This window comes from Mycobacterium sp. ACS1612 (assembly GCF_001667505.1).
GTDB lineage: Bacteria > Actinomycetota > Actinomycetes > Mycobacteriales > Mycobacteriaceae > Mycobacterium.
Genome location: NZ_LZHZ01000049.1, coordinates 1 through 21,228, shown reverse-complemented (window position 1 = coordinate 21,228; position 21,228 = coordinate 1). Strand labels below are relative to the sequence as shown.

At 65.8% G+C, this 21,228-nt stretch carries 25 protein-coding genes and 1 pseudogene; 11 read left to right on the top strand and 15 right to left on the bottom strand.

Features of this window, described 5'->3' with window-relative positions; genetic code table 11:
• Nucleotide 1: 1 nt before the first annotated feature.
• Nucleotides 2-394, top strand: a complete 393-nt coding sequence (locus A5724_RS19655; protein WP_067805744.1) for a Rieske (2Fe-2S) protein — start codon at nucleotides 2-4, stop codon at nucleotides 392-394.
• Nucleotides 391-1,263, top strand: coding sequence for an alpha/beta fold hydrolase (locus A5724_RS19650; protein WP_067805740.1), 873 nt, complete (start codon nucleotides 391-393; stop codon nucleotides 1,261-1,263). The genes A5724_RS19655 and A5724_RS19650 overlap by 4 nt, the downstream gene beginning before the upstream one ends.
• On the opposite strand, the gene A5724_RS19645 is transcribed toward A5724_RS19650, so the two are convergent.
• Nucleotides 1,260-1,733 carry a hypothetical protein gene (locus A5724_RS19645; RefSeq protein ID WP_067805924.1) on the bottom strand — a complete coding sequence of 158 codons (474 nt, stop codon included), beginning with the start codon at nucleotides 1,731-1,733 and terminating at the stop codon, nucleotides 1,260-1,262. The two genes, A5724_RS19650 and A5724_RS19645, sit on opposite strands and share 4 nt — an antisense overlap.
• A 36-nt stretch (nucleotides 1,734-1,769) precedes the next feature.
• Between A5724_RS19645 and A5724_RS19640 the strand changes: the two genes are divergently transcribed.
• From A5724_RS19640 to A5724_RS19605, 8 genes are all read left to right on the top strand, one after another.
• Nucleotides 1,770-3,029: an NADH-ubiquinone oxidoreductase-F iron-sulfur binding region domain-containing protein gene (locus tag A5724_RS19640; RefSeq protein WP_067805737.1), complete on the top strand. Its 1,260-nt coding sequence runs from the start codon at nucleotides 1,770-1,772 to the stop codon at nucleotides 3,027-3,029.
• A 4-nt stretch (nucleotides 3,030-3,033) separates the two neighbouring features.
• On the top strand, nucleotides 3,034-3,327 hold the full coding sequence (locus tag A5724_RS19635) for a ferredoxin (protein WP_232004909.1): 294 nt from the start codon (nucleotides 3,034-3,036) through the stop codon (nucleotides 3,325-3,327).
• A complete protein-coding gene (locus A5724_RS19630; protein ID WP_067805732.1) occupies nucleotides 3,324-4,967 on the top strand; it encodes an OB-fold domain-containing protein in 1,644 nt (547 codons plus the stop codon). The genes A5724_RS19635 and A5724_RS19630 overlap by 4 nt, the downstream gene beginning before the upstream one ends.
• The gene (locus A5724_RS19625) at nucleotides 4,964-5,887 is read left to right on the top strand and encodes an alpha/beta fold hydrolase (protein WP_082965149.1); all 924 of its coding nucleotides are present in this window, start codon (nucleotides 4,964-4,966) and stop codon (nucleotides 5,885-5,887) included. The genes A5724_RS19630 and A5724_RS19625 overlap by 4 nt, the downstream gene beginning before the upstream one ends.
• A complete protein-coding gene (locus tag A5724_RS19620) occupies nucleotides 5,887-6,705 on the top strand; it encodes an NAD(P)-dependent oxidoreductase (protein ID WP_067805728.1) in 819 nt (272 codons plus the stop codon). The genes A5724_RS19625 and A5724_RS19620 overlap by 1 nt, the downstream gene beginning before the upstream one ends.
• Nucleotides 6,702-7,520: an NAD(P)-dependent oxidoreductase gene (locus A5724_RS19615; RefSeq protein ID WP_067805725.1), complete on the top strand. Its 819-nt coding sequence runs from the start codon at nucleotides 6,702-6,704 to the stop codon at nucleotides 7,518-7,520. The genes A5724_RS19620 and A5724_RS19615 overlap by 4 nt, the downstream gene beginning before the upstream one ends.
• Nucleotides 7,521-7,582: 62 nt before the next feature.
• On the top strand, nucleotides 7,583-8,785 hold the full coding sequence (locus A5724_RS19610) for a cytochrome P450 (protein WP_067805722.1): 1,203 nt from the start codon (nucleotides 7,583-7,585) through the stop codon (nucleotides 8,783-8,785).
• The gene (locus A5724_RS19605; protein WP_067805719.1) at nucleotides 8,782-8,982 is read left to right on the top strand and encodes a ferredoxin; all 201 of its coding nucleotides are present in this window, start codon (nucleotides 8,782-8,784) and stop codon (nucleotides 8,980-8,982) included. The genes A5724_RS19610 and A5724_RS19605 overlap by 4 nt, the downstream gene beginning before the upstream one ends.
• Before the next feature lie 73 nt (nucleotides 8,983-9,055).
• Here A5724_RS19605 and A5724_RS19600 read toward each other — a convergent pair whose 3' ends face one another.
• From A5724_RS19600 to A5724_RS19540, 13 genes and pseudogenes are all read right to left on the bottom strand, one after another.
• Nucleotides 9,056-9,421, bottom strand: a complete 366-nt coding sequence (locus A5724_RS19600) for a DUF732 domain-containing protein (protein WP_067805716.1) — start codon at nucleotides 9,419-9,421, stop codon at nucleotides 9,056-9,058.
• 134 nt (nucleotides 9,422-9,555) lie between these two features.
• Nucleotides 9,556-9,843 carry a DUF1330 domain-containing protein gene (locus A5724_RS19595; protein WP_067805713.1) on the bottom strand — a complete coding sequence of 96 codons (288 nt, stop codon included), beginning with the start codon at nucleotides 9,841-9,843 and terminating at the stop codon, nucleotides 9,556-9,558.
• A gap of 16 nt (nucleotides 9,844-9,859) precedes the next feature.
• On the bottom strand, nucleotides 9,860-10,051 hold the full coding sequence (locus tag A5724_RS19590) for a ferredoxin (protein WP_067805710.1): 192 nt from the start codon (nucleotides 10,049-10,051) through the stop codon (nucleotides 9,860-9,862).
• Nucleotides 10,048-11,322 carry a cytochrome P450 gene (locus A5724_RS19585; RefSeq protein ID WP_067805708.1) on the bottom strand — a complete coding sequence of 425 codons (1,275 nt, stop codon included), beginning with the start codon at nucleotides 11,320-11,322 and terminating at the stop codon, nucleotides 10,048-10,050. The genes A5724_RS19590 and A5724_RS19585 overlap by 4 nt, the downstream gene beginning before the upstream one ends.
• Nucleotides 11,323-11,417: 95 nt before the next feature.
• The gene (locus A5724_RS19580; RefSeq protein WP_067805706.1) at nucleotides 11,418-12,263 is read right to left on the bottom strand and encodes a TauD/TfdA family dioxygenase; all 846 of its coding nucleotides are present in this window, start codon (nucleotides 12,261-12,263) and stop codon (nucleotides 11,418-11,420) included.
• On the bottom strand, nucleotides 12,260-12,592 hold the full coding sequence (locus A5724_RS19575; protein WP_067805920.1) for a hypothetical protein: 333 nt from the start codon (nucleotides 12,590-12,592) through the stop codon (nucleotides 12,260-12,262). The genes A5724_RS19580 and A5724_RS19575 overlap by 4 nt, the downstream gene beginning before the upstream one ends.
• A gap of 2 nt (nucleotides 12,593-12,594) precedes the next feature.
• On the bottom strand, nucleotides 12,595-13,854 hold the full coding sequence (locus A5724_RS19570; RefSeq protein WP_067805703.1) for an aromatic ring-hydroxylating dioxygenase subunit alpha: 1,260 nt from the start codon (nucleotides 13,852-13,854) through the stop codon (nucleotides 12,595-12,597).
• 12 nt (nucleotides 13,855-13,866) lie between these two features.
• Nucleotides 13,867-14,610 carry an SDR family NAD(P)-dependent oxidoreductase gene (locus tag A5724_RS19565; protein WP_067805700.1) on the bottom strand — a complete coding sequence of 248 codons (744 nt, stop codon included), beginning with the start codon at nucleotides 14,608-14,610 and terminating at the stop codon, nucleotides 13,867-13,869.
• 9 nt (nucleotides 14,611-14,619) lie between these two features.
• A pseudogene (locus A5724_RS19560) lies at nucleotides 14,620-14,892 on the bottom strand (2Fe-2S iron-sulfur cluster-binding protein); the annotation flags it as partial.
• Nucleotides 14,893-14,938: 46 nt separating this feature from the next.
• Entirely contained in the window at nucleotides 14,939-15,406 is a 468-nt protein-coding gene (locus A5724_RS19555) for a MarR family winged helix-turn-helix transcriptional regulator (RefSeq protein ID WP_067805697.1), read from the bottom strand.
• A gap of 18 nt (nucleotides 15,407-15,424) precedes the next feature.
• Entirely contained in the window at nucleotides 15,425-16,660 is a 1,236-nt protein-coding gene (locus A5724_RS19550) for an amidohydrolase family protein (RefSeq protein WP_156752367.1), read from the bottom strand.
• Nucleotides 16,657-16,986 (bottom strand): hypothetical protein, encoded by a 330-nt coding sequence (locus A5724_RS19545; RefSeq protein WP_067805692.1) that lies wholly within the window; start codon nucleotides 16,984-16,986, stop codon nucleotides 16,657-16,659. The genes A5724_RS19550 and A5724_RS19545 overlap by 4 nt, the downstream gene beginning before the upstream one ends.
• The gene (locus A5724_RS19540; RefSeq protein ID WP_067805684.1) at nucleotides 16,983-18,248 is read right to left on the bottom strand and encodes an aromatic ring-hydroxylating dioxygenase subunit alpha; all 1,266 of its coding nucleotides are present in this window, start codon (nucleotides 18,246-18,248) and stop codon (nucleotides 16,983-16,985) included. The genes A5724_RS19545 and A5724_RS19540 overlap by 4 nt, the downstream gene beginning before the upstream one ends.
• Before the next feature lie 79 nt (nucleotides 18,249-18,327).
• Here A5724_RS19540 and A5724_RS19535 point away from each other — a divergent pair, with 79 nt between their 5' ends.
• Nucleotides 18,328-19,776: an aldehyde dehydrogenase gene (locus A5724_RS19535; RefSeq protein WP_067805680.1), complete on the top strand. Its 1,449-nt coding sequence runs from the start codon at nucleotides 18,328-18,330 to the stop codon at nucleotides 19,774-19,776.
• 6 nt (nucleotides 19,777-19,782) lie between these two features.
• On the opposite strand, the gene A5724_RS19530 is transcribed toward A5724_RS19535, so the two are convergent.
• On the bottom strand, nucleotides 19,783-21,069 hold the full coding sequence (locus tag A5724_RS19530; protein WP_067805677.1) for a DUF222 domain-containing protein: 1,287 nt from the start codon (nucleotides 21,067-21,069) through the stop codon (nucleotides 19,783-19,785).
• Between the last annotated feature and the right edge of the window lie 159 nt (nucleotides 21,070-21,228).

Sequence of the window (21,228 nt, the reverse complement as noted above, 5' to 3'; positions counted from 1 at the left end):
ATTGACCAACACGGAGAAGACGCCTCGGCTGGCCCAGGGGCGTGAACATGTCGTCGCCACGGTGGACGAGATCCCGCCCGGCACCCACAAACTCGTCCCCCTCGGGCGTCACGGCGTCGGGGTCTACAACGTCAACGGCACGTTCTACGCGATCGCGAACTACTGTCCGCACGAGGGGGGCCCGCTGTGCTCGGGCCGTGCCCGCGGCCGCACCATCGTGGACGACAGCGTGCCGGGCGATGCGGTGATGGTGCGCGACCTCGAATACATCTACTGCCCCTGGCACCAATGGGGTTTCGAGCTCGCGACCGGCACCACCGCGGTGAAACCGGAGTGGAGTATCCGCACCTACCCGGTGCGGGTCGTCGGCAACGAGGTAATGGTGCAGGCATGACGGAACAGAGCATCGAGATCAACGGCGGCAACGTCGTCTACGAAATCCTCGGCGAAGACGGCGAATTCATCGTGCTGACACCCGGCGGGCGCTTCAGCAAGGACATCCCCGGGTTGCGGCCGCTTGCCGAGGCACTGGTCGACGGCGGTTACCGCGTCCTGCTGTGGGACCGGCCCAATTGCGGCAAGTCCGACGTGCAGTTCTACGGGCAGTCCGAATCACACATGCGGGCGGAGACGCTGCACGCGTTGATCACGCGGCTCGGCATCGGGCCGTGCATCATCGCCGGCGGCTCGGGCGGCGCGAGAGATTCCATGCTGACGGTGATGCTGTACCCGGACATCGCCACCAAGCTCGTCGTGTGGAACATCGTCGGCGGTGTGTACGGCACCTTCGCTCTCGGCGCGCACTACATCACCCCCAACATCCGGCCTGTCCTCACCATGGGGATGGAAGGCCTTCTGCACCTGCGCGAGTGGAAGGAACGGATCGAGGAAAACCCCGCCAACAAAGAGCGGATCCTGTCGTTCGACCCCGACGAGTTCGTCAAGGTGATGATGCGCTGGCTGAACGCGTTCGTGTCCAAGCCGGGCCAGACGATTCCCGGCGTTGACGACGAGATGTTCGACAACATCAAGGTACCCACGCTCATAATCCGCGGCGGCGAAGGCGACTGGGACCATCCCAAGCGAACGTCGCTGGAAGTCAGCTGCCTGATCAAGGGCTGCGAACTGATCGACCCGCCGTGGCCGGAGGACGCCTGGGAGCAGGCGGCCAAGGACAACGCGCTGGGAAAGGTCAAGCACTTCAACATGTTCGACACGTGGGTGCAGGCCGCACCCGCGATCCTGAAGTTCTTGGACGGCTAGACGGTGCGAATGTGTACTTCGCAGTTCAGCGACGCTTCGAGCGCGGTGTGGACACGGCTCTCGGGTACCCGCTTCAGGTCGTCCTTGCGCAGCGTCACGTGCACCACGTCCCAGCCGTCGTCGCTTGCGACGCGATCGATTTCACCCGTCAGCCCCAACCCGGCGAGCACACCGTGGGCGTCGTCGTCGGTCCCCCGGCTGATGTACGTCAATACGCCGGGCACCGGGGTGGTGCCGAAGGCGTTGGCGCACAACTCGACTGCGCGCCGCTGGAGATCGGCCGGATCGTCACCGGCGATCAGCAACTCCACTTCGCGACGCTGCGGCGGCAAGTTCGCAAGATCGTTCTCCACCATCTCGAAACCCGCGGGCCCGGCCAGGTCGCGCAGGCGCGCCATGCCGTCGCGTAACTGCGCGGGGGCAAGCTCGCCGGCCACGTCGACGCCGACGCGCACCACCGCAGTCCTCATGTCCATCAGCCTATCCACAGGCCGGAAGGACCCGTCATGACGTCCACCACCGCCGAACTCGTCGTGGCCGCATGGCCGAACTGCGAACCGCGGCTGCTGGGCTCGGCCGACAGCGCGTACCTCCCACTCGCGGACGCAGACGCGCTGCTGGAGCAGGTTGACCTGTCGGGTCTGCGGGGCCGTGGCGGTGCGGCCTTCCCGCTCGGCACCAAACTGCGCACGGTGCGCGACGCCAGGCGCCGTGGTGTCCAGACGGTCGTGGTCGCCAACGGTGAAGAGGGCGAACCAGCTTCGGTGAAGGACCGCTGGCTGCTTCGCAACCGGCCGCATCTGGTGCTCGACGGTCTTCGGCTGGCCACCGCGATGGTCGGCGCCAGCCGCGCGTACGTGTACGTCTCCGATGTACGGTCGGCCGCCGCGGTCACCTCGGCACTGGCGGAGCTGAACCCCGATACTTTCGGCGGCACCGACGTCAACGTGGTCACCGTCGAACCCACCTACGTGGCGGGCGAGGAGACGGCCGCCGTGCGACGGATCAATGGCGGACCGGCAAAGCCGACCGACAAGCCGCCCCGGCCATTCGAGGAAGGGGTGCTGGGGCTGCCGACGATGGTCAGCAACGTCGAGACGCTGGCCCACATCCCCTTCATCCACCAGCACGGCGCACAGGAGTTTCGCGCCGTCGGGACGCCGATGTCACCCGGCACGTTTCTGGCCACCATCACCGGCGCAGGCCGGCCCCCGGCGTTGTACGAACTCCCGCATGGCACAGCGTTTTCCGAGCTGTTGACGCGGCACGGCCTCGCGCCCGAGTCGGTGCGCGGCGCATTGATGGGCGGCTATTTCGCGGGTCTGCTCAACACCGACATCCTCGACGCCACACTCGACCACGAGACGATCCGCAGGCTCGGCAGCGGTCTGGGCTGCGGCGCCATCTCGATCCTCACCGACGACTGCCCCGTCGCCGTGGCCGCCTCGGTGATGGCGTACTTCGACCGCGAGAACGCCGGCCAATGCGGGTCCTGCTTCAACGGCACCGCGGCGATGTCCGCCGTCACCTCGGCGTTGCGCGACGGTGTGGCAACGGAAGAGGATCTGGCCCGTCTCGAGCGGTGGTCGGTGGTGCTACGCGGGCGCGGCGCATGCGGCACCCTCGACGGCGCCACCAACGTCGCGGCGAGCCTGCTGCGGCGGTTCCCTCAACTCGTCACACAGCATCTCGCGAACGACTGCAACACCTGCCGCACCGCGCCATTCGACGCCGTACGGCCATACGAAGTGGAGTCTCATGAGTGACGGCTTGCGAATTCGGCTCGACCGAACGCTCTGCGACGGCTTCGGCATCTGCGCCAAGCACGCGCCGGACTACTTCTCCCTCGACGACTGGGGCTACGCCTCGCTGATCGGCGACGGCACGGTGCCGGAGCGGGACCGTGACGCGGTGATGCGCGCCCTGCTGGACTGCCCCGTGCACGCGATCATCTACACGGGCGAACACCGGCCGTCCGGGGACAGCGCCGCTGCCCACGAAGCACAGGAGTCCCCGGAGCCCGAACCGAAAGACAGCGAGGCCATTTCGGAGTTCGTCCGGTGACACGGCCGCTTCCCGAACTGACGCTGCAGAACGAGTTCTTCTGGACCGCAGGCGGTGACGGCGTGCTGCGTATCCAGGAGTGCCGCGACTGCGAGGCGTTGATCCACCCGCCGCAGCCGGTCTGCCGGTACTGCCGTGGCCGCAACATGGGCGTGCGTGACGTATCCGGCAAGGCGACGCTTTCGGCGTTCACGGTCAACCACCGGTTCGGCTTTCCCGACCTACCGCCGCCGTATGTCGTCGCCCAGGTCGTCATCGTCGAGGATCCACGAGTTCGGCTCACCACCAACATCATCGACTGCGATCCGGAGGACCTCGAACTCGGCCAGATGGTCGAGGTGGCCTTCGAGAAGATCGACGATGTCTGGCTGCCACTGTTCCGGCCCTCCGCTGACACCAAGCCCGGACCGCAGGCCGTCGACGAGATCGCGCCGCAGGACTTTTACAAGCACGTCTCGCCGATGCTCACCACGGACAAGTTCGAGGACGCGGCGGCGATCACCGGGATCGGCATGTCGAAGATCGGCAGGCGGCAGATGGTTCCGCCGCTGTCGCTGACCATCGATGCGTGTGCGCAGGCCGTCGCCGATGCTGGGCTGACGTTCGATGACATCGACGGGCTGTCAACATATCCCGGGCTCGACATCGCCGGTATGGGCGAGGGCGGGGTCAGTGCGCTCGAGGGCGCGCTCGGCTTGCATCCGGTGTGGATCAACGGCGGCATGGACACCTTCGGCCCGGGCGGTTCCGTGATCGCGGCCGTGATGGCGGTCGCCACCGGGATGGCCACCCATGTGCTGTGCTTCCGCACGCTGTGGGAGGCGACCTTCCAGCAACTGATGAAGGAAGGCAGGACGTCGCCGCCCGGCGGCGCCCGCACCTCGAGTTGGCAGATCCCGTTCGGTGCGACGTCGGCGGCACATACGTTGGCGCTCAACGCCCAACGACACTTCCACCGGTACGGCACCACGCGGGAGACTTTAGGCTGGATCGCGCTCAACCAGCGCGCGAACGCGGCGCTGAACCCAACGGCGATCTACCGCGACCCGATGACCATGGACGACTATCTCGACGCCCGGCTGATCACCACGCCGTTCGGACTGTACGACTGCGACGTCCCATGCGACGGTGCGGTCGCGGTGGTGGTGTCGGCTGTTGACGCCGCTAAGGACCTGCCCAAAACGCCGGTGCTGTTCGAGGCCGTCGGCTCCCAGATCGTCGAGCGCACCGACTGGGACCAGACCACACTGACCCACGAGCCGCAGGTCCTCGGCCAGTCCGCTCACCTCTGGACACGAACCGCGTTGCGACCCAAGGATGTCGACGTCGCCGAGCTCTACGACGGCTTCACGTTCAACTGCCTGTCGTGGTTGGAAGCGCTCGGCTTCTGCGGCATCGGTGAGGCCAAGGATTTCCTCGACGGCGGACAGGCCATCGCCCGCGACGGCGTGATACCGCTGAACACGCACGGCGGGCAACTGTCCCACGGCCGCACCCACGGCATGGGCCTGATCCACGAAGCCGTCAGCCAACTCCGGGGTGAGGCGGGCGAGCGTCAGGTGAAGGATGTGCGCGTCGCGGTGGTCAGCAGCGGCGGTCTGACCCCGAGCGGCGCGATCCTGTTGCGGACGGACAGATGACCCCGCGGCCGAATGTCGCCGCCGGTGCGGCTCCGCGACCGAATGTCGCCGCCGGTGCGGCTCCGCGACCACGGGTGGTCCTCGTCGACGGCGTGCCGATGTCAGGGCTCGTCGCACTGGCCGACGAGCCGAAGGCGGTGGTCGTCGCATTCCACGGAGGCGCAAGTACCGCAGCCTATTTCGACTGCCCCGGCCACCCGGAGCTGTCGCTGCTGCGCGCGGGCGCCGAACAGGGCTACACCATGGTGGCGCTGGACCGGCCCGGCTACGGAAGCTCAGCGCCCTACCCGGATGCGATGGAGCGGCCGGAACAACGCGTGGCCCTGATCTCCGGGGCGATCGACAAACTGCTCGGCGACAAGGCCCGCGGGGCGGGGTTGTTCTTCGTCGGGCACTCCGCGGGTTGCGAACTTGCGATGCGAATGGCAGTCGAGCACGCCGAGGTCATCGGCGCCGAACTGGCGGGCACCGGCGTGCAGTACCACTCTGAGACGGCCACGATCCTCGAGACCGCCACCGCCACCCGACGACCCACCGGGCTGCGCGACATCCTCTGGCAGCCGGCAGAGGTGTATCCCACCGATGTGTTGTCCGGGATGACGAACTCCTCCGGCGGCGCGCTGTACGAGGTCGAGATGACGAGGAACTGGCCGCAGCGGGACTTCGCCACCCTGGCCGCGCAAGTCCAGGTGCCCATACAGTTCACGGTCGCCGAACACGAGCGGGTCTGGCGTTCGGATGCCGAGACCCTCAAGCGGATCGGGGCCATGTTCACCACCTCGCCGCGGTTCGTCGTCAACGAGCAGGCAGGCACCGGACACAATGTGTCGCTGTCCATCAGGGCGGCGGAGTACCACGCCAAAGTGCTGTCCTTCATCGGCGAATGTGTTGTGGCGCAACAGGAATTGGAGGCGGGTTGATGCGCGTCGGATTCATCGGACTGGGCAGCCAGGGCGGCCCCATGGCGCGGCGGATCGTCGAGGCCGGGTACGAGACGACGCTGTGGGCGCGCCGCGAGGCCAGCCTGGAGCCGTATGCCGATACCGCAGCCAAGACGGCAGGGTCCCCTGCCGAACTCGGCGCCGCGAGCGACCTGGTCTGCCTCTGCGTCGTCGGCGACGACGACGTCCGGCAAGTGCTGTACGGAGACACCGGCGTGCTGGCGGGACTGGCCCCCGGCGGCATCGTCGCGATCCACAGCACCGTGCACCCCGACACGTGCCGGGAGATCGCCGAGAAGGCTGCGGCTCAAGAGGTTTCGGTGATCGATGCCCCCGTCAGCGGGGGTGCCCCCGCCGTCGAGGAGGGCAAGCTGCTCGTCATGGTCGGCGGCGAGGAAGAAGTCGTCGACCGGTGCAGGCCGGTGTTCGCCAGCTACGGCGATCCGATCGTGCACCTCGGCCCGCTCGGCAGCGGCCAGGTCACCAAGATCTTGAACAACCTGTTGTTCAGCGCCAATCTGGGCAGCGCGATCAGCACCCTCGAACTGGGCGACACGCTCGGGATCTCCCGCGCCAAACTGTGCGAGGTGCTCAACGGCGGGTCGGCGGTCAGTAAGGCACTCGGCAGCATCGCCGTGTTCGGCGGAACGTTGGAGGGGCTGGCGCCGATCGCCGGTGGCCTGCTGCAGAAGGACGTCCGGCACGCCGCCAGCCTCGCGGCCAACGCGTCGGCGCCCGAGGGCGCGGTGTTCACGGCTGCTGACGCCGCGCTGAAGTCGATGGACCATCCGCGGTGAGTGAGATCGGTTTCGTCGGGGCGGGCAGGATGGGAGCGCCCATGGTGCGCCGCCTCGTCGAAGCTGGCCACGAGGTGCGCGCGCTCGGCAGGTCCGTCGAGAAGCGCAGGGCCGTCAGCGAACTCGGCGCGCAGCCGGTGACCGACCTGGCCGACGTCGCGACCGACCGCGACGTCGTCATCGTCTGCGTGTTCACCGACGAGCAGGTGCGGCAGGTCTGCCTGCACAGCGTGCTGCTGTCGGCGATGCGACCCGGCGCCGCGCTCGTCGTCCACACCACCGGCAGCCCGCACACGGCGGAGGCCATTGGGGCTGAAGCCCGGTCGCATGACGTCGCGGTCGTAGACGCCCCGGTCAGCGGCGGGCCACACGACATCGCCGCGGGCCACGTGACACTGTTCGTCGGGGGATCCGACGACGCCGTCGAACGCGTCCGCCCGATCCTTGCCTGCTACGGGGATCCGATCCAACACGTCGGCCGCATCGGTGCGGGGCAGGCCGTCAAGCTGATCAACAACACGATGTTCGCCGCGCAGATTGGGCTGCTGCATGAAGGCGTGCGACTCGGTGAGCGGCTCGGCGTCGACGAGAAGCGACTGCTGGAGGCGATCGGGCACGGCAGCGCAGCGAGCCGGGTGGCGGAGATCGTCGGCGCCCGCGGTTCTGTCGACGCATTCATCGGCATGGTGGGCGAATTCGTGAGCAAGGACATCGCCGTCGTGCGCAAGACCGCGGCCGAACTGGGCAGCGAACTCGGGCTGCTCGATGACCTGATAAACGCCGGATTCGATGAATCCGGTGACCGAAACTGTTAGCGTTACAGTTAGAGAGTCTCTCGTAACGCTTCCGGCAATCAGCCCGCGCGCAGGAGGAGCCCATGACCAAGCCGAAACTGAAGTTCGACCCGGTCGCGCAGGAGTACTTCGAGAACCCGTACGAGATCTACAAGCGGATGCGGGACGAGGCACCCATCTACTACGACGAGGACGAGGACTTCTACGCGCTGACGCGGCACGCGGATGTGTCAGCGGCGCTGAAGGACTACGAGTCGTTCTCCTCGTCGCGCGGTTGCGACCTCGGCATGGTGCGGACCGGCGAGGTGCCGCAGAAGTCGATCATCTTCATGGACCCGCCCGATCACCGGCACATGCGCAGCCTGTTGAACAAGGCGTTCACGCCGCGCGCCATCCAGTCGCAGCGCAACACCATCGTCGAACTCGTCGAGCACTACCTGAGCAAGGTCGATCCCGACAACTTCGACGTGGTGCAGGACTTCTCCGGCCCGTTCCCGGTCGAGGTGATCACCCGGATGGCGGGCGTACCGGAGGACTTCCGGCAGCAGGTCCGGCACTGGATCGACACCAGCCTGGAACGTGAACCCGGCCAGATCGCACTGTCCGAGAAGAACATGAAGGCCAACATCGACTCGGCGATGTACTACTACAGCCTCGTTCAGGAGCGGCGGCAGAGCCCGCAGGACGACATGATCAGCCGCCTGATCGCTGCGGAGATCCCCGACGACGAAGGCAATCTGCGCAAGCTCGACGACATCGAGATCACCGGGTTCACCACGCTGTTGGGCGGGGCAGGCGCCGAGACCGTCACCAAACTGGTCGGCAGCGCGGTCGTCGAATTTGCCAGGCACCCGGAGCAGTGGCAGATGCTGCTCGACGACCGCAGCAAGGTGCCGGACGCCGTGGAGGAATTGCTGCGCTATGTCGGCCCGGTGCAGTACAACGTGCGCTACACGCTGAAGGAAGCCCATGTGCCGAGCGGCACCGTGCCCGCGGGCAAGCCGGTGTTCCTGATGAAGGCCGCGGCCAACCGCGACCCGCGCGCGTTCGACAACGCCGAGACGTTCGACATCACCAGGGACAAGACGCAGGCGCAGAACCTCGGCCTCGGCTACGGCATCCACAGCTGCCTCGGCGCGGCGCTGGCCCGCCTGGAGACCACAATCGCGCTGGAGCACCTGCTCGACTTCATGCCGCGCTACGAGGTGGATTTCGATGGGCTGCAACGGGTGACGATGCAGAACGTCGCCGGCTACCACAACGTGCCGGTGAAGGTGCTGCAGTGACCCGAAAAGTCGTCGTCGACTTCGGACTCTGCGAAAGCAACGGGGTGTGCATGGGCATCATTCCCGAGGTATTCGATCTCGACGAGCAGGACTACCTGCACATCCTGCAGGAAGAAGTGACCCCGGAGAACGAGCAGCAGATCCGCGAGGCGGTCAGGCAGTGCCCGCGGCAGGCCATCTCGATATCTGACGAGTGATGCGATTCGTCTTCGTGCACGGCGGTTTTCAGCCGCATGGTGCTGCCGAGCTACTGGTGCACGCGGCGACGGCTCACTGCTGGCCGTACCTGATGAACAGGTTGGCTTTTTCGGGGCAGTAGGCTTGGACCGCGTCGGCCATGAAGATCGCGGCCTGGCGCGGTGAGAATGCGGACCCCTCCCGCGATGTGGAGCCGTTGATGATCGTGTCGTGAACGTCGGCCGGGGACTTGCCGGCGCGAAGATCGTCGCAGATTTCCCGGGCCTTTTTGACGGTCAGGTCCCGTCCGCCGAAATCAACCGCGTCGTCGAAGAGCTTGTGCAGGAAGGCATCGTCGGTCGCGTCGGCGGCGGCTCCGCCGGGGGTGGTCAAACCCAAAGCGGCTACCGCCAGCACTATGCTGACGAGCCGGGTGATGTTCCGGCGAGTGAGCGCCATGATGACTCCTATGTCTTACCGAACGCAGTCCCCTGGCCCACGGTGCCACGATGCACGGCTAATCACTAGAGCCCGGCGGTCACGAGATTGTCGATTGCAGAAGTTTGGCGAGCTCCGGGCATACTGCTTCCCTGCTAGCCCAGCCCCGCGACGATGACGCCGTTGCAGTCGGCCGCCGCCTGACGCAGCTTGGCCGCCTCCTGATAGGCGTCGGAGTAATACCATTCGCGGGCGGCCTCGACCGATTCGAACTCCAGCACGACGGTCTGCGTGCCGTGCCACTGCCCCTCCAGCACCTCGGGCTTCGAATCGAACGACAGCAGCGTCGATCCTGCCATCGCTTTGCCGGCCAACTTGGCGTACTCGGCCATGCCGGCCGGATCCTTGACGTCCTCGGTGATGATGATGTAACCCTTCGGCACGCAAACTCCTTGTTGTTCAGTCAATTTCGCTGATGGCTTGTTCGGGACAGTTGGCTATCGCGTCCTTTGCTCCATCCTCCAGACCTTCGGGCACCTCGGACGGATCAGCGACGGCGTAACCGTCGTCGTGCATGTGGAACACCTCCGGGCACAGCGTCAAGCACATGCCGTGGCCGCGGCAGCGGTCTTCGTCAACGGTGACCTTCATGAGAGATCGAACTCCAGATGCAACTCGGTGAGCCCACGCAGGATGTACGTCGGAATGTATTGGTAGCGGCGGTCAGACGCCGGGCCGTGATGCTTCTCGCTGATCCGGATGTCGCTGGTGCGATCCAGCAGTCGCTCGAGGGCGACGCGCGTTTCGGCCCGCGCGAGCGGGGCGCCAGGACAGCTGTGGATGCCGCGGCCGAAAGCCAAGTGCTGGCGCGCATTCTTGCGTTCGGCGTCGAAGGTGTCCGGGTCCTCGAAGCGGCGCGGGTCGCGGTTGGCTGCCCCGTTGATCACCATCACCGTGCACCCGGCTGCGATCGCTTGATCGCCGACGGACGTTGGGACACGCGACAATCGGAAGTCACCCTTGACCGGGCTCTCGATGCGCAGACACTCTTCGATGAAGTTCGGCAGCAGACTGCGATCCTCGCGCAGTCTGGCTTGGATGTCCGGCCGGTCACCGATGACCTTCAACGCCGTGCCGAGTAGCCGCACGGTGGTCTCCTGCCCGGCCGAGAACACGTTCGTAGCCACCCGCACCACGTCGCCCACGTCGGGCACTGACCCGTCGGGGAACGACGCCGTCGCCAGTCCGGTCAACACGTCGTCGCGCGGCTCGCGTCGTCGGTCTTCCACATACGTCGCGAAGATCTCGTACAGGTACTCCAGCGGAGTTTTGTTCAGCGACTTCTCGGCGTTGCCGAGCCCGCCGCCATGTGTACCGCGGGCCAACCGCTCGAGCAGTTCCGGGCGGTCCTCATCGGGCACCCCCAGCAGGTCGGCGATCACGCGCAGCGTGAACGGACCCGCGAAGCCGTTGATGAATTCGCCTTCGCCGGGCGCCAGGAAGTCGTCGAGCATGTCGTCGGCGATCTGCCACATCGCGTCCTCGTTCTCCTTGAGGCGCTTGGGCGTGATCAACCGCATCAGCAGTGCGCGGTGGTTCGTGTGCGTCGGCGGGTCGAGCGTCGGCAGCTGATCGCTGAACGGAATCTCGTCGCGATGCTGTTCGATCAGCTCGGTGACGTCGTCACCCTCCAGCGGCACCGGAAACCCGGGGAACGGCCCGGTCACCGAGATGCACGACGAGAACGTCGTCTCGTCGTTGTAGACGTCGACGGCCTCCTGCCAGCCCGTCACCATGGTCACGCCGTAGTGGTCCTCGCGGCTGACCGGGCACTTATCGCGAAGTGCCTGGTAGAACGGGTACGGGTCATCGGTCAGACGACCGTCCCGGAAGAAGTCGACCGAGGTCAGGTCTTCCGCCATTCTTGCTCCGTTCCGACGATCTCGGCATACGAGAATGTGATTCTCATATGTGGGTATTAGATTTCCACAGCGACTCCCCCCCGTCAACGAGCCCACTACTGAATCGGCTCGTCCCCCAGCACCGAGGTTCGCAGCATCTCGCGCTCGGAATCCGCGGCGTAGGGCGCCGCCCGGTGCAGCACCCCGCGGTTGTCCCAGATGACGGTGTCGCCGACAGACCACGTGTGGCGGTACACCTTGTCGGGGGTGGTCGCGCGGTCGAGCAACTCCGCCAACAGCGCCCTGCCCTCGTCGCGGTCCATGCCGGTGATGTAGTCGGCCGACGCGCCAAGCACCAACGACCGCCGACCGCTGCGGTGCGTCCACACCAGCGGGTGCTCATGGGTTGGTCTGGCTCGCCACCGCGCCAGTTGCTCGGCTGTCGGATCGGGGTTGACTCGGCGCTGCGAGGCTTCCAGTGAGTGCACGACGCGCAGCGTGGCCAATTGCGCCTGCTCCGTATCGGTCAGTTCGTCGTACGCACCGTAGGTGCTGGCGAATTCGGTTTCGCCGCCACGCTCTGCCACCCGGAACGCGGACAGCACAGTCGCTTTCTGCGGAACCTCGTCGTTCATCGGTGTGCAGCCGTCGATGTGCCAGTCGAACGTGGCCCGCAGATACGCCGCCGACGTGTTCTTCGACGTGTCCAGCGTGACGGGATAGATGCCCGCCACCGGATGATGCCCGTCGGACGAGTGGTCGATTTCCCCCAGCCGACGGCAGAACGCCACCTGCGCTTCAGGATTCAGCCCGAGCCGGGCAAACACCAGCACGCCGTTCTCCTCGAGCGCATCGAGCACCGCGTCGCCGAGCACGTCGTCACTTGCCAACCGGTCGGCGTCGACGCCGACGACTTCTGCGCCGATCGACTCGGTGAGCTTGTTGATCGTCAGTAGGCTCACGGCACCGGCGCCCCGATGCGATCGATGACGGCGTCCGCCGAGTCGGTCGGCTTCTGCGTCCCGAAGACCTCGATGGCCATCGACACCATGATCATCGAGTAGATGAGGTGCAGCAGGTTCAGCGCATCGTCGGGTAAGTCGTCGAGCGGGAACTTGTCGCAGTAGTCGATGGCCTCCTCGAATCGCGGGGCGAACGTGTCGTAGAACTCGCGCAGTTCGGGCATCGGCGCGGACAGCCTGGCCTGCCACCGCTCGGGTTCGGTTGGCAGACACCACTTGTCGGCGAATCGTTCGAGTTCGGCGAAGGCGCTGGGCAGGCGTTTGGGCACGGTCACACCTCCACTGGGCGGCGCTCACGCTGATACTGCTCGACCCAGTCCACGGCCACTTTGTGCAGATGACGCACCAGGATCTCCTGATCGTTGAGCGGGAAATCGTCGACGACCTCGTACTCCAGTGCCGCCTGCGTGCCCCCCAACATGCCGGCGTCCTGGAGCGCGAACTCTTTGAGCACGACGGAGGCGACCTCGTGTTCGATGCGCTCGCGCACGGTGCGTGCGGGGTGGAACGCGTTGTACGCCTCGAACTTGTGGGTGTTGTGCGACGTCGGCCAGTACCGGTACAGCAGATACCACCCGTGGTAGATCAGGATCTCGAGGTTGGGGAAGATCTGGAAGTTCGTGATGCCCCAGGGTTCGATGCCGCCGGGGTTCAGGCCCGCCGACTGGTGCGTTTCCGGTGTCCGCCAGGGCCCGACCAGGCCGCTGCGGGTGGCCCGTTCGACGGAATACATGTACTCGGGGTCGAGCAGCCACCTGCGAGTGCCTGCCGTGGACACCAACCGGTGCGGCCCGTCGATCTGGAAATGACCGCACTCGAAAGTCGCGTTGGGTTGCCGCACGGCCGACGGCACCTGCTGCGAGTGCAGCGACGGCACGTGGTAGTACTCCTGAAACGCGTCAGCGAAGATCTTCCAGTTGCTGTTGTTGTGCGCGACGAAATCGTAACGCTCGGTCATCAATTCGAACGGGTAGTCGTCGAGCGCGGTGATCATCGGCCCGAGGAACTCGCGCAGACTCTGCCTCGGTTCCGGGTCGAGGTTGATGAAGACGAAGCCGTTCCACACATCACAGTGCACCGGCCGCAGGCCGTACTGCGCGGGGTCGAGGTCGAAGAACTCGTCGGGCTGCTGCACGAATGTCAACGCGCCTTCGAGGCCGTAGCGCCATCCGTGGTACTTACACGTGAATTGGCGGCAGGTTCCGCTGACTTCCTCGTTCGGAAAGTCGTTCCACACCAGCTTGTTGCCGCGGTGACGGCAAACGTTGTAGAACGCCCGAATCGCATGGTCTTTTCCCTTGACGACGATGACCGACGTCTTCGCCGCGGCAATCTCCTTTGTGAAATAGCTGCCGACGCGCGGAAGCTCTTCTACCCGACCGAGATTGAGCCATGCACGCTTGAAGATCGCTTCCCGTTCGAGTTCGTAGAACTCCGGTGAGGTCGAGTCCCGAAACGAGACCGGGCCGGTCCCGAGTTCCGGATAATGCTCAGTCCAGCTACCCTCGGCCGGCTTGGGCCATCGCGCCATCCTGTCCTCCTCTCACAACACCGCCCCGCCGTTGACACCCAGGACCTGACCGGTGATGAAGCCGGCCTGCTCCGAGCACAGGAATCCGACCGCGGCGGCGATGTCGTCGCCGGTTCCGAGATGGCCGACCGGGACGCTGACCGCCATCTGCTCGTTGGACGGCAGATGCCCCGCGGCCTGCGACTGATGCTGCATCGGCGTCTCGATGGCCGACGGCGGGATGTTGTTCACCGTGATCCCCAGCGGACCATATTCGCGGGCAAGCGATTTCGTCAGCGCCAGCAGAGCACCCTTGGAGGCCGCGTAGTGCGCCATCCTCGGGGAGCCGCGCTGGGCGCTCGACGACGAGATCATTACGATGCGACCCCACCCCGCCTCGACCATGTCGCCGATCGCGACCTGACAGCAGTGGAAGGTGCCGGTCAGGTTCACCGCAATCAGCCGGTCCCACGCCTCGGGCGTGATCTCAGTGAACGGCGCGAAATCGACCAGGCCCGCGCTGGTGACCAGGACATGCACCGGCCCGAGTTCGCTGCGCACCTTCGCGAAGCCCTCCTCGACCGCGGCGCGGTCGCTGACATCGGCCGCCACCGCCAGCGCGGTCACGCCTTCGGCGCGCAGTTCTTCACACACCCGTTGTGCGGCTTGCCCGTCGATGTCCATCACCGCGACCTTGTGCCCGCGCCTGCCCAACTCGTGGCACGTCGCCTCCCCCATGCCCGAAGCACCGCCGGTCACCACTGCGACGCGACTCATGCCTGCCTCCTATTCGTAGACCACTCGAACGGTGCGGCTGGTCGGCAGCGCCTGGCAGGTCAGCACCCAGCCCTCGGCCACCTCGTCGTCTTCGAGCGCGTCGTTGTTCACCATCCGGGCAGCACCTTCGACGATGCGCGCCATACACGTTCCGCACGAACCGGTTTCGCACGAGTACGGCGCCTGCAGCCCGGCGATACGGGCGGTCTGCAGCAACGTATCGCCGGCCCGGTAAGCGGCGGTCGTCGTGCCCCGGTTCAACTCGATGACGACCTTCTCGGTGTCCTCGCTCATCGACACCAACATTATCAAGTACTTGTCATCTATATCAACTACTTGCTATGTCGGGGCCGATATGGTCGGTGTGCAGGGCGTGTCCGGTGCCCTGCTCGATGACGCGGCCGAGCAGCTCGCGCAGGGTTTCCTGTTCTTCGGCGGTGAGCACGCCGAACACCTTGTCGTTGGCGGCGATCGCATCGCTGACCACCGCCTCGGCGACCTTGCGCCCGTGATCGGTCAGGAACGCCTGCAAGATCCGGCCGTGTTGCGGGTCCTGTTTGCGTTCGACCAAACCGCGCCGCTCCAATTCCTTGAGCGCCAGTTGCACGCCCTGCGGACTGATCAGCAGCCGACGAGCCAGGTCCGCTCCGGACAGACCGGGTTCGGTGGCCAGTTGGCGCAACATGCCGATCTGCGCGGTGCTCACACCGTGCTCGCTGACCGCCTCGTTCACCGTCGTCAGCGAGAAGTACCAGGCCTGCTTGAGCAGCCAGAGAATGTTGTCGCGTTGTTCCACGCTCGCCTCCTGTCGACGTCAGCGCTTGTAGATCTGACCGTTCTTCATCACGAACCGCACGTCGAGTGTGGTCGCGATGTCGCGTGCTGGATCGCCGGGCACCGCGATGATGTCGGCGAGGTATCCAGGTGCGAGACGGCCCAATTCGTGATCCGCCTCGATCAGTTCCGCGCTGGTGACCGTTGCAGCCCGGATCGCTTCCATCGGCGTCATTCCCCGATCCACCAAGGCGCAGAGTTCTTTTGCGTTCTGCCCGTGCGGAATCGCTGGGGCGTCGGTTCCGCACGCGATCCGCACGCCCGCTGCGATCGCCTTCGGCAGCATCGACTGGGCGCGCGGGAACACCTCTTCGGCCTTCTTGCGCAGTTCGGGTGCGATGCGGTCGACGGCCATCGCTTCGGTGAGATAGGTGGTGGAGACCAGAAACGTGCCGTGGTCGACCATCATCTGAATGGTCTCGTCGGAGGCCAGGAAACCGTGCTCGATGCAGTCGATACCGGCTCGGATGCAGGCACGAATCGCGCTGTCGCCCACGGCATGTGCGGCCACCCGAACACCGGCGCGGTGCGCCTCGTCGGCAATCGCGGCGAACTCGTCGTCGGAGTACTGCTGGGCGCCGGGGGCGGTGCTGTGCGACATCACCCCGCCCGACGCGGACACCTTGATCAGTTTGGCGCCGTGCCGGATCTGGTATCGCACGCAGGCCCGCACGTCGTCGACGCCGTTGGCGATGCCCTCGGCCACCGAGAGCGGCATGATGCCCGGCGCCAACCGTTGGAAGACGGTGGGGTCAAGGTGCCCGCCGTAGGGCGTGACGGCGTGTCCGGCCGGATAGATGCGCGGCCCGAGGTGCCACCCCTGGTCGATGGCGCGTTGCAGCGCGACGTCAAGCAGATAGCCGCCGGTCTTCACCATCAACCCGAGATTGCGCACGGTCGTGAAGCCGGCTTCGAGTGTGGTTCGCGCGTTCACCGCGCCGCGCAGCGTCCGGTACGCGGGATCGTCCTGGACGCCGTGCATGGGGTTCGGTAGCCCTTCCGGGCCACCCGGTCCCCCGATCAGCAGGTTGAGTTCCATGTCCATCAGCCCGGGCAACAGGGTGACGTCGCCGAGGTCGATATCGGTCGAATCAGGCGGCAGCTCACCAGGATTGACGTCCTGGATTCGATCACCGTCGACCACCACCACGGCGGGCGAATGCACCTCGCCGGCATCCACGTCGGCCCACCGCGCCGCGTGCAGGACGGTGGTCACGGCACCGGTTCGGACAGGCAATCCATGGCCGCAGCACCGGAATCCGGTACCCGCGGCTGCTTCCAACACTCGACCGGAAACGACACCATGATCATGGAATACAGCAGATGCATCAGATTGAGGACGTCGTCGGGCATGTCGTCGAGAGGAAACTTGTCGCAGTAGGAGATCGCTTCCTCCGCGCGCGGTGTGATCGCGTCGTAGAACGCCTGCATCTCCGCCATCGAACTGGCCAGCCGCTTGGCGTAACGCTCAGGTTCGGTCGCCAGACACCAGTCGGAATATCGCTCCAGATCGGCGAATTCAGCGGGCAGCATGGCAGTCATACCGTCACCGTCCTGCGCTGGTAATCGTCCACCCACGCCGCGGTCTCCCTGTGTAGATGGCGGATCAACACCTCTTGGTCGCACAGCAGGAACTTGTCGACGACGCCGGACTCCACCATCGTCTGAGTGGCCTCCAACGTGTTCGCGTCCTGAAGGCTGTACTCCTTGAACGACACCGCCGCCAGTTCTTGCGCGATGCGCTCCCTCGGAGTGCGCGGCCGCGGGAAATACGCTGTGCCCTCGAAGATGTGCGAGTTGTAGGACGTCGGCCAGTAGTGGTAGGTCAGGTACCAGCCCTGGCCCCAGATCAGGATCACGAAGTTCGGGAACAGCTGGAACGAATCAAGGCCCCACGGGTCGCATTTCGCCGGATTGAGGCCGTCCGGCATCGCACCGAGGTCCGGCTTGTCCCATGGCCCGAACAGCCCGCTCTGGCAGATGTCCTCGATCGGTTTGCGCATCTCGGAGTCCATCTCCCACGCGCGAATTCCGGATGTGCTGACCAACCGGTGCGGGCCGTCGATGCGGTAGTGCGGCGCTTCGAATCCGGCCTCGGCGGCCGCCTTCGAATATTTGGCGGGCGACTGGTTCGCATGCAGTACGGGTGCGTGATAGAACTCCTGGAACGCGTCCATGTAGAGCTTCCAGTTGGCCTTCACGTCGGAGCGGTAGTAAAACCGCGACGTCATCTGGTCGAACGGGTAGCCTTCCAGACCGGTGATCATCGGGCCGAGAAAGTCCCGCAGGGTCTGCTCGGGTTCGTCCGCGAAGTTGACGAAGATGAAACCTTCCCAGACGTCGCAGTGCACCCTGACGAGTCCGTATCGGCTCTTGTCGAGATCGAAGAACTCCTCCTCCTGCTGGACGAAGGTCAGGTTGCCGTCGAGGTCGTAGCGCCAGGCGTGGTACTTGCAGGTGAACTGCCTGCAGACCCCACTGGTCTCCTCGAGGGGCATGTCGTTCCACACCAGCTTGTTGCCGCGATGTCTGCAGATGTTGTGATACGCCTTGATCTCACCTGCCGTCGTGCGCACCACGATGATCGACGTGTTGGCGACCTTCAGTTCCTTGGTGAAATAGCTGCCCTTGCGGGGAAGCTGTTCGATCCGACCGACATTCAGCCATGCACGTTTGAAGACTGCTTTGCGCTCGAGTTCGTAGAACTCCGGACTGATCGAATCCTCGTAGGACACCGGTTCTGTTCCCAGTTCCGGGTAGTGCTGGGTCCAGCTACCTTCGGGCGGTTTCGGGAAACGAGCCATAGCGCCGACGGTATATGCTGTCAGCAGCAATAACAAGTAGTTGATATTAGTGTTGCGCCGCGGATGAGGAGACGGTCGATTGCGTCAGGATGCGCTGTTCATCGGGGGCCACTGGGCGAAGCCGAGCACCGACCGCCGTATCGAGGTGATTTCCCCGCACTCCGAGCAGCTTGTGGCGCACGTTGCCGCCGCGGCACCCGATGACGTCGACGCGGCCGTCGCGGCGGCGCGGGAAGCGTTCGACACCGGTCCGTGGTCGCGACAGGATCCCGCGGAGCGGATCGACGCCGTGCGCAAACTGGCCAAGATCTACGCCGAACGCCGCTCCGGAATGGCCGACGTGATCACCTCCGAGGTCGGCGCGCCGATCAGCTTCGCGCAGCGCGCGCAGGTCGGTCTGCCCGCGATGATGATGACCGCGTTCTGCGATGTGGCCGAGTCTTATCCGTGGCATGAGGCGCGGCCGGGGCGCTACGGCGCCGACATCCACATCCGGCGTGAGCCAATCGGCGTCGTCGCCGCGATCGTGCCGTGGAACATGCCGCAATTCCTGATCGCCACCAAACTCGTTCCCGCGCTGCTGGCCGGCTGCAGCGTGATCGTCAAGCCTGCGCCGGAATCACCGCTGAACGCGCTGCTGCTCGCCGAGATGATCGCCGAGGCGGGGCTGCCGGACGGCGTGGTTAGTGTGCTTCCCGGCGACGCCGGACTCGGCGAGTATCTGGTGAAACACCCTGGTGTGGACAAGGTTTCGTTCACCGGATCGACGGCGGCGGGCAAGGCCGTCGCGGCGGCATGCGCACCGGACCTGCGCCGCGTCAGCCTCGAACTGGGCGGCAAGTCCGCCGCGATCGTGCTCGCCGACGCCGACCCGGCGGCCGTAGCCAAGGGCGTGCGGTCGGCCAGCCTGTCGAACAGCGGGCAGATCTGCAACGCGCTGACCCGCATCCTGGTGCCCGCGACTCGGGCTGACGATTTCACCGATGCGCTGGCCGCAGAGATGATGTCGATGGTCGTCGGCGATCCGACGGACAGCGCGACGCAGGTGGGTCCCCTTGTCGCGCAACGCCAGCAACAGCGCGTCCGCGGCTACATCGAGAGCGGCCTGGGCCAAGGCGCGCGCCTTGTCGTCGGTGGCCCCGAAATGCCGGACGGGCTTGACCGCGGCTGGTACGTCAAGCCGACGCTGTTCGCCGATGCCGACAACTCGATGCGGATCGCGCGCGAGGAGATCTTCGGCCCGGTGCTGACGGTGATCTCTTACGCCGACGAGGACGAAGCGGTGTCCATCGCCAACGACTCCGACTACGGGCTCGCGGGTTCGGTGTGGACGGACGACATCGAGCGCGGTCTCCAAGTGGCGGCCGCGGTGCGCACCGGAACGTTCGGCGTCAACCAGGGCTACACCATGGACCCCTTCGCGCCTTTCGGCGGCGTGAAGGCCAGCGGCTACGGACGCGAACTCGGCCGCGAGGGTATCGACAGCTACACGGACACCAAATCGATTGCGGTTGCCGGAAATAGCTGACAGATGTCAGGCTGCGTGGAGGTCGGTGAGGGTGACGCCGATTCGTACTTCGAGTTCGCTGATGGTGATCATCAGCGCACCCGGCAGTGGTGGCGCGGTCGAACGGTAGGTGGCGCCGGTGGGTGTGCGGAAGTCAGCGGTGTGGGTGGCGTTGTCCTGGCTGGTAGACACCTGCCAGCCCGGTGCTTCTTTGACGTAGTTGCACCGCTCGCACTCCCCCAACCCGTTGAGCGCACTGGTCGGGCCACCTCGGTTACGCGGTGTCGCATGATCACGATGCCGAATCGGGGCATCACAATAGGGAGTGCGACACGTGCGATCCCGGATCCCGATGAACGCCGCCAACCCCTTGGGAAACAACCGCGCCCGCGACTCCATCGCCACCAACGCCCCACTGCCGGGATGGCGATACAGCCGCCGCAACGTGGCCACCGCCGTCGCGTCGGTGACAGCGTCACCGACCAACTGCTGGGCCAACGACGCCGGAATCGGCCCGTAGCCATCCAATACCGCAGCCGCGTTGTCCGCGCCGAACAACGCCGCATCGGTCATCACTAGATTCACCGCCACCGACTGCGGCTGCTCGGCCGGGCACCCGGTGATGCGCTCATAGGCGGTATCGGCCATCACCTGACCGCGCGAACGCTGATCAACGGTGACATCGGCTTGGCGTTTCAACGCCGCCCACATGCCCACGCCCTGGCGCATCGGCAACAACACCGTCACATAGGCCATGCAGTCGGGCGCCGGCCGGATCGTCGCGGTGCGATCGGCCTCGGCCTTGGCCGCGCGATCGACCACCGCCGCCGCATCCAACCGGGCAGCGATCTCCTTGGCCCTGGCGCTGATGCGCCCATCACCGCACCCCTGCAGACCGGCCACCTCGGCGCACATCTCGGCATCCAACAACCGCCGATGCGCCACACTCAGACAGGCCGATTCGCGGGCGATCAACGTTGCGCGCCACTCCGAGAGCGCCCCGCATTCCATGGCGGCCAGGGTGTGCGGCATCTCGTGGACCAACGCGGTAGCCAACCCCAACAACCGCCCACCCTTGTTCGGCGATTCGCGACGGGCCAACGCCACCTCACTGGCCACGCCTCGACCCTGTTTGGACTTGGGCACCCCGGCAGCCGCCTCGGCCGCACGCCGCGCCTCCGCCAACGCCGCCGCCGCGCGGGCCTGCCCCGCCGCCGCGGCCGACTTCACCCCCTCCAACCACGCGATCTGCTCAACCAAGGCGGCCTCATCGGCCAGCGGATCCACCACCGCCAACCCCGTCGAATCGAACATGTGTTCGACACTACCATTGTCCACTGACTCAAACTGTCTGACAGGGTCGCGGTATTCACAGCGTGGCTGTCGAGGAGGTTGAGTGGATCATGGTCCGATCACGACGAACGAAGATCCCGGCCGAGGAGAAGACGCGGCTGGTGCTGGCGGTATTGGCCG